Raw genomic sequence first — 15,098 nt, forward strand, 5'->3', positions numbered from 1 at the left:
CACACCGCGCGGACGGTCACGCTGCTATCGGCGGAGCGCCGGGCGGCGGGGGAGGCAGCGCAGCGCCGGGCGGCTGCGCGGGTATCGGTGCCTCGGGGGGAGCGGGCAGGAACATGTGCTTGGTGAACTGCGATTGGTGGGCACCGCCGCCGCCGACCTTCACACCGCCACCGCCCTCACCCGAGGACACCGGCGTGCCGTCGGGCAGCGTGACGGCGGCATGACCGCTGTTCCAGCCGATCACCAGCGCGCCGGGTTGCGAGCCGTGCTGGAAGCCGCGGGCCAGCAGGGCGCTTTCCATGTTGGCGGTGGAGAAGCGGTCGCCGTAGACGGGCCGGCCGGTCGCCGCATTGCTGACCCAGGAGGCCAGACCCGAGCAGTCCGTGCCCGCTGGGCTGTCGCCGCCGGACACGTACGGCGTGCCCGAGACCGAGTTGACCAGTGACATCAACGTGACGAGAGCAAACATGTCGGCGGACGGTAGCAGAGCCCGCCGGGCGCCCCAAAATGCGTGGGCGCGTTCACCTTTAGCATTTTTCTATGGTCGGCCTCACAAGGTTCATGATCGATCTGACGTGCCTATTCGTCGGCAGTCAGCCGAGGGGTCGCCGCTGCGGGGATCTGGGTCGCCAGCCCGGCGGGCCGACCGACCGGCGAAAACGGGCGGATATCCGGCGATTTGGGCAAAGATCGCCCGCCGGCCCCTCGGTCCTGGTCGCCGGGCGCGCGCCTGGGGCGGGCGACATCGAATCCTCGTCGTTGACGTGCAGCCGTTGAGGTGCATATGGTGGCTCATGCAGCCAACTGGTTGCGTGATGAGGATGGACGATGGACGAGGTGTTCAAGGCGCTCGCCGACCCGAGCCGGCGCCGCTTGCTCGACTCGCTGAATCTGCGCGACGGGCAGACTCTGCGCGAGTTGTGCGCGGATCTGGAGATGACCCGCCAGTCGGTGAGCAAGCACCTCACTGTGCTCGAGGCGGCCGGCCTGGTGTCGACGGTGCGGCGCGGCCGGGAGAAGCTCCACCACCTCAACGCCGAGCCGATCAACGCCCTCTCCGACCGCTGGATCCGTCAGTTCGACCGTGCGCGTACCGAGGCGCCCACACCACTCGACACCGCACCGCCGGACCGACCGATGACCGGCGCCCCACCGTTCGTCTACACCCTCTACATCAGGACGACACCGGAACGGCTGTGGCAGGCGATCACCGGCCCGGCGTACTCCCGCCGCCACATGGGCCACGCGCTGGTGTCGAGCTGGCAGAAGGGCGCCGCCTACACATGGATCGACGGCGACCTCGAACTCGACGACGCCGATCAGGTGATCCTCGAGGCGGACCCGTACCAGCGGCTGGAATTCACGTTCCCCGCGTTCGTGCCGTCGATGGCCGACATGGATCGCGGCAAGCGCGAACGCGCCGCGGGGGAGCCGCGCTCACGCGTGTCGTTGACCATCGAACCGCTGGGCGATCAGGTCGAACTGACCGTCGTGCACGCTGAATTCATCGCTGACAGCGTTGTGCGACAAGCTGTTTCACGGGGATGGCCGCGAAAGTTGTCCGCTCTGAAGAGCGGCTTGGAGCGACTGTAGGCACCGCGTGGTGGGGCTGCATCGTGTGCTCAACGGTCGAGGGGTCTGGCGATGATGGCGGCGACTTCCGCGGCCACGGCCAGGCTTGCGGGATCGTCGGCCGGTTCGTAACGGTCACCCGCGGCGTCATAGCGGGCGCCCACGATGTTCCCGTGGTCGGCCGCGATCTCGATGTACTGCACACGCCAGCCGGCGACACCGGCCTCAGCGGTGAAATCGCGGCTGACGGCCACCGGGATGACGTCGTCGGCACGGCCGTGCACGAGGGTGAGCGGCACGCGGTCACCGGCCGCCGGTGGCGGGGTCAGCGATTCACCGGATATCGGATCGGAGACCATGAACGCGCCGGCCAGACACACCGTGTGCGCAATGCGCACTCCGTACCGGGTGGCGCCGAACGTCAGACCCACCGCGGCGGCCCCGCCCATCGACCATCCGACGACGATCAGGCCGGCATCTGCGCCGGGCTGTTCGGCGGCGAACCGCGCCGAGCTCAACAGGTCGGAGCTGCCGTTGTCGGCGGCGTGGGAGTTCCAATCGGGCGCCACGACCGAGTAACCGTGCGCGGCGACGCGTTCGGCGAGCGGCGCTACCGCAGCACGTGAATCCGTCTGCATGCCGTGCCAGAGCAGAACCACCGGGGCGCCCGCATCTCCGTACAGATCGACCGAACGGCCGGGGGCGTACTCGCGCGTCGTCACCGCTCAGCCCTGCGGCAGGCGGACGACCTGGACGAAGAACTCGTCGATCTGCCGTACCGCGTTCATGAACTGGTCGAGGTCGACCGGCTTGGTGACGTAGGCGTTCGCGTGCAGCTTGTAGCTGCGCAGGATGTCCTCCTCGGCCGAGGAGGTGGTCAAGACGACGACCGGGATGTGGTTGAGATCGGCATCGGACTTCACCGTCTCGAGCAGCTGGCGGCCGTCGTACTTGGGCAGGTTCAGGTCGAGCAGGATCAGGTCCGGCCGCGGCGCGTTCTCGTAGCCGTTGCGGCGGTAGAGGAAGTCGAGTCCCTCCTGTCCGTCGTGCGCGACGTGCAGGGTGTTGCTGATTTTGTTGTGTTCGAACGCTTCGCGGGTGATCAGCTCGTCGCCCGGATCGTCTTCGATCAGGAGGACGTCGATCGGCCTGGTGGACGGTGTCATTGCTGGGCTCCTTCCAGAACCACTTCAGGTTGTTCGTGGACGGCGACCGGGAGGGTCATTCGGAACCGGGTGCCTTCGGTGTAGCTGTTGTCGATCCAGATTTCGCCGCCGTGATATTCGACGATCTTCTTGCACAGCGCCAGCCCGATGCCGGTGCCGCTGTAGGCGTCGCGGCCGTGCAACCGCTGGAAGATGACGAACACCTTCTGGGCGAACTCCTCGGCGATGCCGATCCCGTTGTCCGACACGGTGAGCAGCCACTGCCCGTCCTGCTCGTCGGTACCGCGCTGACATTCGATCACGATCCGCGGTGAGGTGTCGGGCTTGCGGAACTTCACCGCGTTGCCGATCAGGTTCTGCCACAGCATCGCCAGCAGCGTCGCGTCACCGGTGACCAGGGGCAACGGCTCAGACGGGCGCACGATCTCGGCGCCGGACTCCTCGATGGAGGTTTCCAGGTTCGACAGTGCGGAGTCGAGGACCTCGTCGAGTTCGACGTCGGTGTGGGCAGCGCTGAGGCGCCCGACGCGGGAGAACGTCAGCAGATCGTTGATGAGCACCTGCATGCGTTTGGCGCCGTCGACCGCGTACTTGATGTACTCCGCGCCCCGGTCGTCGAGTTTGTCGCCGTACCGCTTCTCGAGCAGCTGACAGAACGAGGCCACCTTGCGCAGCGGCTCCTGCAGGTCGTGGGACGCGACGTAGGCGAACTGCTCGAGTTCGGCGTTCGACCGCCGCAACTCGATGGCCTGTTCGTCGAGTTGTTCGCGGGCTTCCCGGGATGCCTCGAGTTCGTCGACGATCCGTTGCCGCATGTCCTCGACATCCGACGCCATGACGCGGATGTCCAGGGGACCCCTGCTGTCAATGCGTTCGTCGAAATGTCCCTCGGTGATGCGGCGGCACGATGCGGCCAGCGCCGACAGTGGCCGGACCAGCGCGCTGCGCGCGAGTATCGCGAGCACCAGTGCGGTCAGGAAGAAGGTGACGATGATGCCGGCGAGCGCGCGGTCGCGCCAGTTCCGCACCTGATCAAGTTCCTTGACCCCCGCGGTGCGCGCCGCGGCGAGGTCGACGTTCTGCACGTGGAACAGCGCCCGGATGTTGTCGAACCCTTCTTTGCCGCGCTGGACCATGGTGTTGTCGACGACACCGGGCCGGCCCGGGCGCACAGTCTGGATGAACGGTTCGGCGTAGTTCGCACGCCACTCCGCAGTGGCACGTTCGACCGCGTCCAGGTCGGCGATGAGATTGGCGTGGTCGCCCACGTGTTCCCGGATCTCGGCGGCCGCTTCCCGTTCGGTCTGCTGTCCCTGGCGGTAGGGCTCGAGGAACTGGTCGTCGGCGGCGATCGCGAACCCGCGGACGGCGGTCTCCTGGTCGCGTATGGCGGCCTGCAACCGGTAGGCCGCGACCCGCGACGGCTGGATCTTGTCGATGAGTTCACGCGAGACCGCGTCGGTGCGATTCATCAGGACCGCACCGGCGAACGCGCCGGCCAGCACGAAAACCCCCATGACGGCCAGCACGACGTTCAGCCAGCCCTGCACCGTCAACTGGCGGCCCCGCCGGCGGGCGGGGGCCGTCACGTCGTGCGCTCCACGCGGACTACCGCGATGTCATCGGTCAATCCGCCGTGCGGCCGGGCGCACTCTTCGGCGCTGTCGATCAGTGTCTCGACGAATTGCCGACCCGGCAATGCCGCCATCGAGCGGGCCAGTGCCAGCAGGCCTTCCTCGCCGAGACGTTCGTTGCCTTCCCCGGAGTGACCTTCGAACAGCCCGTCGGTGAGCAGCAGCAGGCCGTGGCCGGCGGGCAGTTCGAGTTCGGTCAGCGGCCACGCGGACCCGCCGAGGCCGAGCGCGGGACCGGCCGGCGGTTCCATCCACTCCACGGTGTCGCGGCTGTGCAGCAGCATGCCGGGGTGACCCGCGCGCACGGCGTTGAAGCTGCGGTCCCTGGGGGAGAAGGCCAGGCTCATCACGGTGGCGAAGATGCCGGGACCGGGCCGCTCCGCACGCAGGATGCGCTCCAACTGCTGCATCCGCTCGTTGCCGCGCAGCCCGGCGAAGGTCAGCGCGCGCCAGCCGATGCGCAGCGCCACCCCGAGCGCGGCTTCGTCCGGTCCGTGGCCGGAGACGTCGCCGACCATCACGTGCACGGTGCGGTCCGGGGTCTGCACGAAGTCGTAGAAGTCGCCGCCCAGTAGGGCATTGGGCCGGCTGGGCCGGTACTTGGCGATGATGTCGACGCCCGGGTTCTCCAGCAACAGCGGCGACGGCAGCAGTCCGCGTTCGAGTCGGGCGTTCTCCTGCGCCCGCAGGTGGCTGGCGTGCAGGTCGACAGCGGTCAGCTCGGAGCGTTTCCGCTCGATGGCGTACAGCAGCGAACGCCGTAGCATCTCCGGTTCGACGCGACCTTTGACCAGGTAATCCTGCGCACCCGACGCGACCGCCGTCACGCCGTAGCGATCGTCGATGTGCCCGGTGAGCACCACGATCGGCAGCGTGGGATCGAGCCCACAGATCTGGTCGACCGCGTCGGTGCCCTTGGCGTCGGGCAGATTGAGGTCCAGCAGCACACAGTCGGGCCGGACCGTGCTGATCTCCCGCGCGGCGTGCGCCATGGATTCCGCCCACCGCAGCCGGATATCGGCCACCGCGTCGACGATCAACTCTTCGACGAGCAACGCATCACCGCGGTCGTCCTCGACCAAGAGCACCGTCAACGTGTCGAATTGCGTCATCGGAGCAACAGCGGAATCGGGCACAGGCCTCAGTTCTGAGTCATGCGGCGCGAGCATCGACAAATCCGTCCTTAAACGTTCATCACCGCGGCCGCGCTGACCTCTTCTTCAGTGATAGCCCCCTGACAATACCGAAGGCTGCTGACGGTCGCGTCGATCCGGGCTGTCAGGTATCCGTGCCCCGCACCGCCGGCGGGTAGCGTCGGCGCCGGACATGGTGGTGTGCTTCGTTCGATTCCGATTGCCCCACGGCCGACGGGTGGTGACGGCGCTGGCCGTGGTGGCCGCTGCCTGCGCGTTCGTCGGGTGCGGCACCGACGCGCCGCCCCCGGCCGACACCTCGCCGCGGCCGTCGAGCCCTGCAGCGACCGCTCCGCCGACCAGCCCCACGACCACCCCGTCGCCGGTACCGCCCGCAGCCGCCGTCACCTCCGTCGCCACCGCTGATCTGGGTGCCACGTGGCGTCCAGGGTGCCCGGTCGGGCCCGAACGGCTCCGGCGCGTCGAACTGAACCACCTCGGGTTCGACGGCCGGACCCACCGCGGTGAACTCGTCGTCCACGAGCAAGTGGTCGCGCAGGTCATCGAGATCTTCGAACACCTCTACCGGCTGGGGTATCCCATCGCGAAGATGCGCACCGTCGAGCACTATCCGGGCGCCGACGACGAACTCTCGATGCGTGACAACAACACCTCGGCCTTCAACTGCCGGGGAATCCCGGGTTCGCAGAGCTGGTCCTACCACGCCTACGGCCGGGCGATCGACCTCAATCCGTTGCTCAACCCGTACATCGGCCGCAGCGGCGCGGTGGAACCCGCCAATGCCGGACCGTATGCCGACCGTGGACGCACCGATCCCGGCATCCTGCACGCCGCAGACCCGGCCGTGCTCGCGTTCACCGACCGTGGTTGGCACTGGGGCGGTGACTGGCGCACACCCAAGGACTACCAGCACTTCGAACAGCCGTGAACGGCGCCGATATGACGAGTTGCCAGCAGTACCACAGGTTTCGGGCGCACACGGGTCCGCGGCTCGCTGCTAGTCTGCCTAACGCTGCCCGGTGAGCGCAGGGGCGGCCTACGAAACCGAACCCCGATGAAACAGTAGATTCCCTCACGAAAAGAGTGTTGTGCGCAGCGGAGAGATCAAGGCCCTGTCGGGTCTGCGCATCGTCGCCGCGGTGTGGGTCGTGCTGTTCCACTTCCGGCCGCTGTTGGCCCAGGCCGCACCGGATTTCACCGCGGCGCTGGCGCCGGTGCTCGACTGCGGAGCCCAGGGCGTCGACCTGTTCTTCATCCTGAGCGGTTTCGTGCTGACGTGGAATTACCTCGACCGCATGGGCCATTCGTGGTCGACCAGAACGACTTTGCGCTTTCTGTGGCTGCGGCTGGCCCGCGTGTGGCCGGTGTACCTGGTGACGATGCATCTGGCCGCGGCGTGGATCATCTTCACGCTGAACGTCGGGCACGTTCCGTCGCCCGCGGTCGAGGACCTCACCGCCACCAGCTACCTGCGTCAGGTGCTGCTCGTCCAGTTGTGGTTCGAGCCGTTCTTCGACGGCACCAGCTGGGACGGCCCGGCCTGGTCGATCAGCGCAGAATGGTTGGCGTACCTGCTGTTCGGAGTGCTGGTACTGGTGATCTTCCGGGTGGCGCGGGTGACCAGGGCGCGCGGCCTGATGTGGCTGGCGGTCGCGGCTTCTCTGCCGCCCACGCTGCTGCTGCTCGCCAGCGGTGAGTTCTACACCCCGTGGAGTTGGTTGCCGCGCATCGTCATGCAGTTCACCGCAGGTGCACTCGCCTGCGCCGCGGTGCGCAAACTACGACCCACCGAACGCACCCGCCGCGGCTTCGGCTGGCTGTCGGTGCTGATCGGCGCGGCGATCATCGGCAGCCTCTACTACCTCGACGCCAACCCGCCGGCGTCCATCCGCGACGCCAGCGGCCTGGTCGACGTGCTGTTCGTTCCGCTGGTGGTCGCGGTGGCCGTGGGTGCCGGCACGCTGCCGCGGCTGCTGTCCACGCGCCTGATGGTGTACTGCGGTCACATCTCGTTCGGGCTGTACATGGTCCATGAGTTGGTGCACACCGCGTGGAACTGGGCGGCGGTCCAATTCGAGATCACACTGACGCCCGGACTCTCCGGCAGTTCGCTGGTCGTCGGTCTCCTCGGTGTCGCGGTGGCGGGTGCGGCGGCGCTGTACCACGGCGTCGAGGAGCCGGCCCGGTTGTGGATGCGGCGCATGGTCGATGTCCGGGATTCGACGTCGACGTCCGTGGCCGGCCGGCCGGCCGCGCCCGAGGAGCACGCCGAGCACGTACCCGCCCGTGTCGGATGACGCGATTTCGTGACAATCGAGCGTGCGCGTCGCGGATCCCCGACAGCTGGGGCGCCACCTACGCTTTCGGTCATCGTGAGGTGCGGCGTCTCGGTGCCGTTGACTGTGGAGGTAAGCGGTGAGTCGCCTGGTCACGTTGGTGCTGTCCGTTGCGCTGCTGGTCGGGCTGGTCCTCGCCCGCCCGCTGCCTGCGCGCAGCGACGAGACGGTGACGCTGCAGTTCGCGGGCAGCCGCGTCGCCGTCGTCGGTGACTCCTACACCACGGGAAGCAACGAGGGCGGCGAGGGCACCAGGGGCTGGACTACGCGAGCGTGGCAGCTGCTGGCGCACCAGGGGCTTCCGGTGCGGGCCGACGTCGCGGCCGAGGGCGGTGCGGGGTACGGGGCGAGAGGCAACCGGGGCAGCGTCTTCGAGGACCTCACCGCACGCGCCGTCAAGAACGACGACCACCTCGTGGTCTTCTACGGGTCCCGCAACGACCAGAACGTCGAACCCACGCTGCTGTCCATCATGGTCTACGGCGCGTTCCAGCTGGCCCGCCGCAATGCCCCCGAGGCGCGGTTCCTCGTGATCGGGCCGCCGTGGCCGACCGCCGACCCGCCGCCTGCGATCATGCGAATCCGTGACACATTGCGCTACCAGGCCGGTCTCGCCCGCGCCGCGTTCGTCGACCCGATCGCCGAGCGGTGGTTCGTCGACGACCCGACACTGATCGGCGCCGACGGGGTCCACCCGACCGATGCGGGGCACGTCTACATGGCCGACAAGATCGCACCGTTGATCGCCACCCAGCTGACGCGGCGCGCATGAGCGGAGCCGGCGCTCAGTCCTGAACGGCCTTGGCCACCGCGACACAGACCGTGAGCCACGCCGGGTCCGGACGGGTCGCCTCGCGCAGCTCCCACACCGCGTTGTGCACCATCCGCAGGATGACCCAGGCGCGCGCCCGGTCCTCGTCGAACTCCGCGGCGTCGATGATTGTGTAGAAGCGGCGCCGCACCCCGTCGCGGACGTCGCCGGCCAGCTCGTCCCAACGGTTCCACAGCAGCGGGGCGATCTCGAAGTGCGGGTCGCCGTTGAGTGGCTTGGGGTCGATGACGAGCCACGGTTGCGCGGTGTCCGAACAGGCGGCCAGCACGTTCTCGTAGTGCAGATCGGTGTGGAGCAGGGTGCCGTCAGCGGCGGGGTCGCCGATCAGGTCGTGGCCCAGGGTGAGCGCCTGCTCGATCAGGCGGCGCGGCAGCGGGGTGTTGCGCGGCAGCTGCGCCAGGTCAGCGGTCTGCAGCTCCAACCACGTTGTGAGCGTGCGCAACTGGGGGAGCGCCGGAACGTGGATGCGCCGGTACAGGTCGCAGACGACGGCGCACGCCTCGACGTCGGGGATGGTGGTCAGGTCGCGGGAGTGCAGCCGGTCCAGCAATAACGCGCGCCGGTGCGGCTGGGCGCTGAGCAGGCGCACTGCCCCGTGACCGGCCCACCGACGCAACGCGAGGTGCTCGTGTTCGGAGTCGGCGTCGGGAAAACCCATCTTGAGCATCGCGGGCCGACCCTGTGGCGTGAGCACCGGCAGCACAAGGGACGTCGTGCCGTGCGTCGGTGCACCATCGACACGCAGTTCCCACTCGTGCAGTTGGCTCTGCGTCCAGCCGGGCAGCGTCTCGACCCACCGCGCCCATTGCGGACCGCGGTCGGACATCGCCCGCACGGCGGCGGGCAGTTCGATCGTCACCGGTGGTGACGAGCGACACCCCGCGAACCGGTGTGCGGTTCGCGGGGTGTCCCTGTGGTGGTGATGGTGTCAGTCGCCGATCAGAACTTCTCGAGGTCGAATCGGTCGTTGTTCATGACCTTGACCCAGGCCGCGACGAAGTCCTCGACGAACTTGTCCTTGCTGTCGTCCTGGGCGTAGATCTCGGCGATGCCACGAAGCACCGAGTTCGAGCCGAACACCAGGTCGTTGGCGGTCGCCGTCCACTTGATCGCACCGGTGGCCCGGTCACGACCCTCGTAGACGTTCTCCGTGTTCTGCGACGGCTTCCACTGGGTGCTCATGTCGAGCAGGTTGACGAAGAAGTCGTTGCTCAGCGTGCCCGGCGAGTTCGTGAACACGCCGTGCTTACTGCCGCCGTGGTTGACGTTGAGCACCCGCAGACCGCCGATGAGTGCGGTCATCTCCGGTCCGGTCAGATCCAGGAAGTAGGCCTTGTCCACCAACAGCTTCTCGACCGCCGTCTTTGTACCCGGGCGGATGAAGTTGCGGAATCCGTCGGCCTTCGGCTCGAGCACCGCGAACGATTCGACGTCGGTCTGTTCCTGCGTCGCATCGGTGCGGCCCGGCGCGAAGTGCACGTCGATCTCGTAACCGGCGTCCTTGGCGGCCTTTTCGACCGCGGCGGAACCGGCCAGCACGATCAGATCGGCCAGCGAGATCTTCTTGCCGGCGGAGGCCGACGCGTTGAAGTCCTGCTGGATCCGCTCGAGCACCGGAAGCACCTGGGCCAGCTCGGACGGCTCGTTGGCCTCCCAGCTGCGCTGCGGTTCGAGGCGCACTCGCGCCCCGTTGGCGCCGCCGCGCTTGTCGGTGCCGCGGAAGCTCGATGCCGACGACCAGGCGGTCTTGATCAGCTGCTGCACCGTCAGACCGGAGTCGAGCAGCGTGCTCTTCAGCGAGGCGATGTCCGACTCGTCGACGAGTTCGTGGTCGACCGGCGGAACCGGGTCCTGCCACAGCTGCGGCTCGGCGACCCACGGGCCGAGGTAGCGGGTGATCGGACCCATGTCGCGGTGCATGAGCTTGTACCAGGCCTTGGCGAAGGCCGCGTCCATCTCCTCGGGATGATCGAGCCAGCGGCGGGTGATCTGGCCGTAGATCGGATCCTCACGCAGCGCCACGTCAGTGACCAGCATGGTGGGCTTGCGCGGGGGGCCGCCGAACGGATCCGGGATGGTGGCCTCGGCGTTCTTGGCCTCGAACTGCCAGGCGCCGGCGGGGCTCTTGGTCAGCTCCCACTCGTTGCCGTACAGGTTCTGCAGGAATGCATTGCTCCACTCCGAGTTCGTGCCGGTCCAGATGACCTCCAAACCGCTGGTGACGGTGTCGGGGCCCTTGCCGGAGCCGAACGGGCACTTCCAGCCCAGCTGCTGATCCTCGATCGGGGCACCTTCGGGCTCGGGCCCGACATTCGCGTCCGCGGCGCCGTGGGTCTTGCCCAGGGTGTGTCCACCGACGATCAGAGCGGCGGTCTCCTCGTCGTTCATCGCCATTCGGCCGAAGGTCTCGCGGATGTCGTGCGCGGCGGCCAACGGATCCGGTTTGCCTTCGGGGCCTTCGGGATTCACGTAGATCAGGCCCATGGTGGTGGCGCCGAACGGCTCCGCGAGCTCGCGCTTGTCGCTGTCGTTGGTGCCGCCGTAACGCTTGTCGGTGCCCAGCCAGGTGTCCTCCTGGCCCCACAGCATCTCCTCGGGCTCCCAGATGTCCTCGCGGCCGAACGCGAAGCCGGCCGTCTCGAAGCCGGACTGCTCGAGCGCGGCGTTGCCGGCGTAGGCGATCAGGTCGGCCCAGGAGATCTTGTTGCCGTACTTCTGCTTGATCGGCCACAGCAGCCGGCGGGCCTTGTCCAGGTTGGCGTTGTCGGGCCAGCTGTTCAGCGGGGCGAAGCGCTGCGCGCCCTGTCCGGCGCCACCGCGGCCGTCGAAGATGCGGTAGGTACCTGCGGCGTGCCAGCTCATCCGGATGAACAGGCCGGCGTAGTTGCCGTAGTCGGCCGGCCACCAATCCTGCGAGGTCTGGATGACCGCGATGACGTCGCGCTTGAAGGCCTCGACGTCGAGCTGCGCGAACGCCTCGCCGTAGTCGAAGTCCTCACCGAGGGGGTTGCCCTTCTCGTTCTGCTTGTGCAGCACGGACACGTCGACCTGCTCCGGCCACCAGTCCTTGTTGGTCAGCGGAGCGTGCGCCTTGGGCTCGGGCGACGAAATGATCGGATTCTCGGATTCGCTGTGGCTCGCGGTCTTGGCATCCGAATGCGGTGGGCGGGCATCGGAGGTATCTGACGACACGGTGTTTCCCTTCATAGTGCGTACATCTTGTGGTGATGGGCTGCGATCACAGGTGTGATCAGGAACTGTTGGCGGTGGAGTACTCGGGCGCGCAGGCAGGGCACCGGCCCCAGTAGATGACTTCGGCCTCGTCGAGCACGAAACCGTCGAGCGCGTCGTGATCGGACGGCATCAGGCATGGCGCCTCGCCGACCGCGCAGTCCACGTCGGCGATCGTCCCGCAGGAGCGGCAGACCACGTGGTGGTGGTTGTCACCGACGCGGGATTCGTAGCGGGCGACCGAACCCGACGGCTGGATACGCCGGATCAGGCGTGCTCCGGTCAGGGCGTGCAGAACGTCGTAGACGGCCTGCCGCGACACGTCGGGCAGCATTGCTCGCACTGAGGCGAAGATGGTCTCGGTGTCTGCGTGGGGATGAGCGTGGACGGCCTCGAGCACGGCGACCCGGGGACGGGTGACGCGCAGATCGGCGCCCCGCAACTGGTCTACGTACTCGGGGGGTGACGACACAACAGCCATACCACCCGCTTTTTTGGAATTAGTCAAGACTTGGGCCGTGGGTGTTTCGGGGTGGCCCGCTCAGTCACCTGCCCGCCAAGGGGCGCCGTTGCGCGAACACCGCCCCACGCCAAGCACATTCGAGTCATCGCGATGAGCGGGGTGCTTACCAGCCCCGGCACCACTCCATTCACCGGTTGGCGGCGTCACACCCCACTACTATCGCGGGGTGGCCAAACTCGAGCTGACCCGCGAGCTCTCGTTGCACCCGGACGACGCCTGGGCGCACGCGTCCAACCTCGCCGAGATGGGGGACTGGCTCGTGATGCACGAAGGGTGGCGCAGCGACCTGCCGGACGGCCTGACCGCGGGGACGAAGATCATCGGCGTCGCCGGCGCCAAGGGGATGCGCAACCGCGTCACGTGGACCATCAGGATGGTCGATCCGCCCACGCTGCTCGAGGTCGACGGCAAAGGGGTGGGGGGGACCAGGTACGGCTTGAAGATGGCGGTGCGTCCTACCTCGTCGGGCTGCGCATTCACCGTCACCCTCGAACTCGGGGGCGCACCGCTGTTCGGTCCGATCGGCGCCGCCGCCGCCCGCGCCGTCAAGGGCGACATCGAGCGGTCGATCAGCCGCTTCGAGGAGCTCTACGTCTGAGCGGTTCCCGCCGGCACGCCTCCGACGGGCGCACGGCACCGTCGGAGTGACGAGTGCGCGGCTTACGTAACGTGGTGGCGCTTCCGAGCGCCGGTTTTCGCCGTGACGTTACGCAGACGGCTTACCAAGCCGCATCATTCGTCGTCGCGCCGCCCGAGCGCGGCGCGGATCATCGGGAGAAACCATCCCGACAGCGGCCACACCGCGGCGAGCGCCACCGCGCACAGCACGCTGACGGCGTTGAAGACGAGGCGGTCACGCCGGCTGCGGTCGTCGTCACCGAACTGCCGCCGCAGCAGCGCCGCCGTGGTCAACAACCATCCGCCCAAGTACAGGGCGATGAGCAGATACCTCATCACTCGCCGTTGTACACCACCGCCGGCCGACTCGCCTCCACGTGTTGCCGTCGGTCTCACGGTAAGCCCCTAGACTGACCGCCCGTGGGCATCGTCTTGGGTTTCGCGCCGTGGGTCGTGTACTGGGTTCTGATGGGCAACGTCCCGTTCCTCCTCGCAGCCGTGGCCGCCTTGCTGGTCGCGGTCGCCGCGTTGCTGCTTGGCCCGGCCCGGCACGCGCCGGGCCGCACCCTGGACATCGGCGCCGCGGCCACATTCGCCGTTCTGACCGTGCTGACGCTGCTGGTGGGCGACTCGTTCGCCGAGCGGTGGCTGGCGCCGCTCAGCTTCGCGGGCATCTTCCTCACCGCGCTGGTGGGCGTGCTCACCAAACACCCCTTCGTCCGAGAGTTCGCCGCGGCCGGGCAGCCCAGGGAGATCGTCGACACCGATCTGTTCGAGCAGATCACCGGTCGGCTCACCTGGATCTGGGTCGGTGTGTTCGCGGCCATGGCAGTCTCGGCCGCGATCCCGCCGCTGGTCCGCAGCGATGCGTCGATCCTCGACACCGAGACACCGCTGACCTTCGTCTGCTACTGGCTCATCCCGTTCCTGCTCGTGGCCGCCGGCGCGCTGGCCTCGCGGGTGCTTCCGGACCGGATGACGGCCGGCGCGGGCGACATCACCAGGAAGACGACGTTCGTCGCCTACAGCGAGGCGGCAATCGACGAGTTGTATTACCTGGCCCAAGAACACGTCAACCGGGAGGTGGGGGCGGGGCAGGAGGCCTACAGCGTGCAGGTCGGCGGGAAGGGGACGCCGCTGGTGGGCGACGAGTCCCGGCAGTCATGGCCCGCGACCTACAAGGTGCGCGAACGGCGCTGAGGCCCTCAGTCCTGAGCCGGGGGGTCGGTGATCGTCACACGGTCCCCGAGGCGGATCGTGCCCGAGCCCAGGATCCGGCACGCCGACCCCGCCCGCCTGCGCAGGGCCGCGGCCGCGCCGGCACCGATGTCGTCGTCGAGCAATCGGCAGGGCGCGAGTATGCGCACCACTTCGAGTTCGACGTCACCGATGGTCAGCCGGGTCCCTGGGCGGGTGGGGATGTCGCCCGCATCCACCGTGATGTTCCGCCGGGTTGCACCGTGGTCGAAGGCGTGTCCGAGATCATGGGCGGCGAGGTCGAGAAGTTCCGCGGACTGGATGGACACGTGCCGGTGTCGGGTTCCGTGGTAGCGGTCTCCGACCAGGCCCTTGCCTGCTTCGGCGACGACCTCGTCGACCGAGCGGACAGGCAGTCGCCGCGCCTTGGCGATGTGTATGGCGACGACGTTCACCGAGGCGATTGTACGGAGCGCTGTTCAGTCGAAAACACCGATCATGTTGAGTATCAACCCCACCGCGATGGCGAGAAAAATGAGGGCGAACACCGCGATCGCGACGATCGAGGTGACCGATCCCGCCGTGAAACGGTGCCGGGGATTCTCTTCGACTTTTCCGATCCCGGACATCTGGTCGGAGTCCGGCGGTGTGGCCCCGGGCGTCACCCCACCACCTGGTTCCAGGTCCGGTGTCTGTGCCGGCTCGGGGTCCGGGGGTATCGCTGTCATCGGTTTCTGGGCCTCCGTGGTCGGTGGGTATCGCCAGCTGACGTCAGCGCAGACGTACCCCGTCGCCACCGGCTCACACAGGGCCGCGGGTGGAATACCGCCGCCGC

At 68.0% G+C, this 15,098-nt stretch carries 17 protein-coding genes; 6 read left to right on the forward strand and 11 right to left on the reverse strand.

The window, feature by feature from the left end:
- Positions 1 to 16: 16 nt before the first annotated feature.
- Positions 17 to 469: an NlpC/P60 family protein gene (locus tag I7X18_RS14380; RefSeq protein WP_193048023.1), complete on the reverse strand. Its 453-nt coding sequence runs from the start codon at positions 467 to 469 to the stop codon at positions 17 to 19.
- A gap of 359 nt (positions 470 to 828) precedes the next feature.
- Here I7X18_RS14380 and I7X18_RS14385 point away from each other — a divergent pair, with 359 nt between their 5' ends.
- Positions 829 to 1,593, forward strand: coding sequence for an ArsR/SmtB family transcription factor (locus tag I7X18_RS14385; protein WP_193048022.1), 765 nt, complete (start codon positions 829 to 831; stop codon positions 1,591 to 1,593).
- 29 nt (positions 1,594 to 1,622) lie between these two features.
- On the opposite strand, the gene I7X18_RS14390 is transcribed toward I7X18_RS14385, so the two are convergent.
- From I7X18_RS14390 to I7X18_RS14405, 4 genes are read right to left on the reverse strand one after another with little or no spacing between them, the layout of a single operon-like run.
- Complete coding sequence (locus tag I7X18_RS14390; protein ID WP_193048021.1) at positions 1,623 to 2,294, reverse strand: alpha/beta hydrolase family protein; 672 nt, start codon at positions 2,292 to 2,294, stop codon at positions 1,623 to 1,625.
- Positions 2,295 to 2,297: 3 nt separating this feature from the next.
- Positions 2,298 to 2,738, reverse strand: a complete 441-nt coding sequence (locus I7X18_RS14395; RefSeq protein WP_193048020.1) for a response regulator — start codon at positions 2,736 to 2,738, stop codon at positions 2,298 to 2,300.
- Positions 2,735 to 4,327, reverse strand: coding sequence for a sensor histidine kinase (locus I7X18_RS14400; protein WP_193048019.1), 1,593 nt, complete (start codon positions 4,325 to 4,327; stop codon positions 2,735 to 2,737). Before I7X18_RS14400 ends, I7X18_RS14395 begins: the two co-directional genes overlap by 4 nt.
- Positions 4,324 to 5,541, reverse strand: a complete 1,218-nt coding sequence (locus tag I7X18_RS14405) for a PP2C family protein-serine/threonine phosphatase (protein WP_404822848.1) — start codon at positions 5,539 to 5,541, stop codon at positions 4,324 to 4,326. The genes I7X18_RS14400 and I7X18_RS14405 overlap by 4 nt, the downstream gene beginning before the upstream one ends.
- Before the next feature lie 157 nt (positions 5,542 to 5,698).
- Here I7X18_RS14405 and I7X18_RS14410 point away from each other — a divergent pair, with 157 nt between their 5' ends.
- The 3 genes from I7X18_RS14410 (at position 5,699) to I7X18_RS14420 (ending at position 8,634) form a co-directional block, all read left to right on the forward strand.
- Positions 5,699 to 6,454, forward strand: a complete 756-nt coding sequence (locus tag I7X18_RS14410) for a M15 family metallopeptidase (RefSeq protein WP_193048017.1) — start codon at positions 5,699 to 5,701, stop codon at positions 6,452 to 6,454.
- Positions 6,455 to 6,614: 160 nt separating this feature from the next.
- Positions 6,615 to 7,823: an acyltransferase family protein gene (locus I7X18_RS14415; RefSeq protein WP_193048016.1), complete on the forward strand. Its 1,209-nt coding sequence runs from the start codon at positions 6,615 to 6,617 to the stop codon at positions 7,821 to 7,823.
- A gap of 118 nt (positions 7,824 to 7,941) precedes the next feature.
- A complete protein-coding gene (locus I7X18_RS14420) occupies positions 7,942 to 8,634 on the forward strand; it encodes an Rv0518 family GDSL lipase (protein WP_193048015.1) in 693 nt (230 codons plus the stop codon).
- 13 nt (positions 8,635 to 8,647) lie between these two features.
- Here the strand turns inward: I7X18_RS14420 and I7X18_RS14425 are convergent, their stop codons facing one another.
- The 3 genes from I7X18_RS14425 to I7X18_RS14435 form a co-directional block, all read right to left on the reverse strand.
- On the reverse strand, positions 8,648 to 9,553 hold the full coding sequence (locus tag I7X18_RS14425) for an aminoglycoside phosphotransferase family protein (RefSeq protein WP_232375242.1): 906 nt from the start codon (positions 9,551 to 9,553) through the stop codon (positions 8,648 to 8,650).
- A gap of 80 nt (positions 9,554 to 9,633) precedes the next feature.
- Entirely contained in the window at positions 9,634 to 11,886 is a 2,253-nt protein-coding gene (gene katG / locus I7X18_RS14430) for a catalase/peroxidase HPI (protein ID WP_193048014.1), read from the reverse strand.
- Positions 11,887 to 11,944: 58 nt separating this feature from the next.
- Positions 11,945 to 12,397, reverse strand: coding sequence for a Fur family transcriptional regulator (locus tag I7X18_RS14435; RefSeq protein ID WP_193048013.1), 453 nt, complete (start codon positions 12,395 to 12,397; stop codon positions 11,945 to 11,947).
- Between the two features lie 217 nt (positions 12,398 to 12,614).
- On the opposite strand from I7X18_RS14435, the gene I7X18_RS14440 reads away from it, so the two are divergent.
- Positions 12,615 to 13,046, forward strand: coding sequence for a type II toxin-antitoxin system Rv0910 family toxin (locus tag I7X18_RS14440; protein ID WP_193048012.1), 432 nt, complete (start codon positions 12,615 to 12,617; stop codon positions 13,044 to 13,046).
- 134 nt (positions 13,047 to 13,180) lie between these two features.
- Here I7X18_RS14440 and I7X18_RS14445 read toward each other — a convergent pair whose 3' ends face one another.
- On the reverse strand, positions 13,181 to 13,402 hold the full coding sequence (locus I7X18_RS14445; RefSeq protein WP_193048011.1) for a hypothetical protein: 222 nt from the start codon (positions 13,400 to 13,402) through the stop codon (positions 13,181 to 13,183).
- Positions 13,403 to 13,486: 84 nt separating this feature from the next.
- Between I7X18_RS14445 and I7X18_RS14450 the strand changes: the two genes are divergently transcribed.
- Positions 13,487 to 14,266 (forward strand): hypothetical protein, encoded by a 780-nt coding sequence (locus tag I7X18_RS14450; protein ID WP_193048010.1) that lies wholly within the window; start codon positions 13,487 to 13,489, stop codon positions 14,264 to 14,266.
- A gap of 5 nt (positions 14,267 to 14,271) precedes the next feature.
- Here the strand turns inward: I7X18_RS14450 and I7X18_RS14455 are convergent, their stop codons facing one another.
- Positions 14,272 to 14,718 (reverse strand): MOSC domain-containing protein, encoded by a 447-nt coding sequence (locus I7X18_RS14455; protein WP_193048009.1) that lies wholly within the window; start codon positions 14,716 to 14,718, stop codon positions 14,272 to 14,274.
- A 24-nt stretch (positions 14,719 to 14,742) separates the two neighbouring features.
- Positions 14,743 to 14,991, reverse strand: a complete 249-nt coding sequence (locus I7X18_RS14460) for a DUF6480 family protein (RefSeq protein WP_193048008.1) — start codon at positions 14,989 to 14,991, stop codon at positions 14,743 to 14,745.
- Positions 14,992 to 15,098: the final 107 nt, after the last annotated feature.

This window comes from Mycolicibacterium baixiangningiae (assembly GCF_016313185.1).
In the GTDB taxonomy this organism is placed as follows: domain Bacteria; phylum Actinomycetota; class Actinomycetes; order Mycobacteriales; family Mycobacteriaceae; genus Mycobacterium; species Mycobacterium baixiangningiae.

Bases quoted from the DNA above. Each gene is read 5' to 3' on its own strand.
- I7X18_RS14460 (WP_193048008.1), bottom strand. From the start codon at position 14,991: ATGACAGCGATACCCCCGGACCCCGAGCCGGCACAGACACCGGACCTG.
- I7X18_RS14380 (WP_193048023.1), bottom strand. From the start codon at position 469: ATGTTTGCTCTCGTCACGTTGATGTCACTGGTCAACTCGGTCTCGGGC.
- I7X18_RS14410 (WP_193048017.1), top strand. From the start codon at position 5,699: ATGGTGGTGTGCTTCGTTCGATTCCGATTGCCCCACGGCCGACGGGTG.
- I7X18_RS14445 (WP_193048011.1), bottom strand. From the start codon at position 13,402: ATGAGGTATCTGCTCATCGCCCTGTACTTGGGCGGATGGTTGTTGACC.
- I7X18_RS14385 (WP_193048022.1), top strand. From the start codon at position 829: ATGGACGAGGTGTTCAAGGCGCTCGCCGACCCGAGCCGGCGCCGCTTG.
- I7X18_RS14395 (WP_193048020.1), bottom strand. From the start codon at position 2,738: ATGACACCGTCCACCAGGCCGATCGACGTCCTCCTGATCGAAGACGAT.
- I7X18_RS14405 (WP_404822848.1), bottom strand. From the start codon at position 5,541: ATGCTCGCGCCGCATGACTCAGAACTGAGGCCTGTGCCCGATTCCGCT.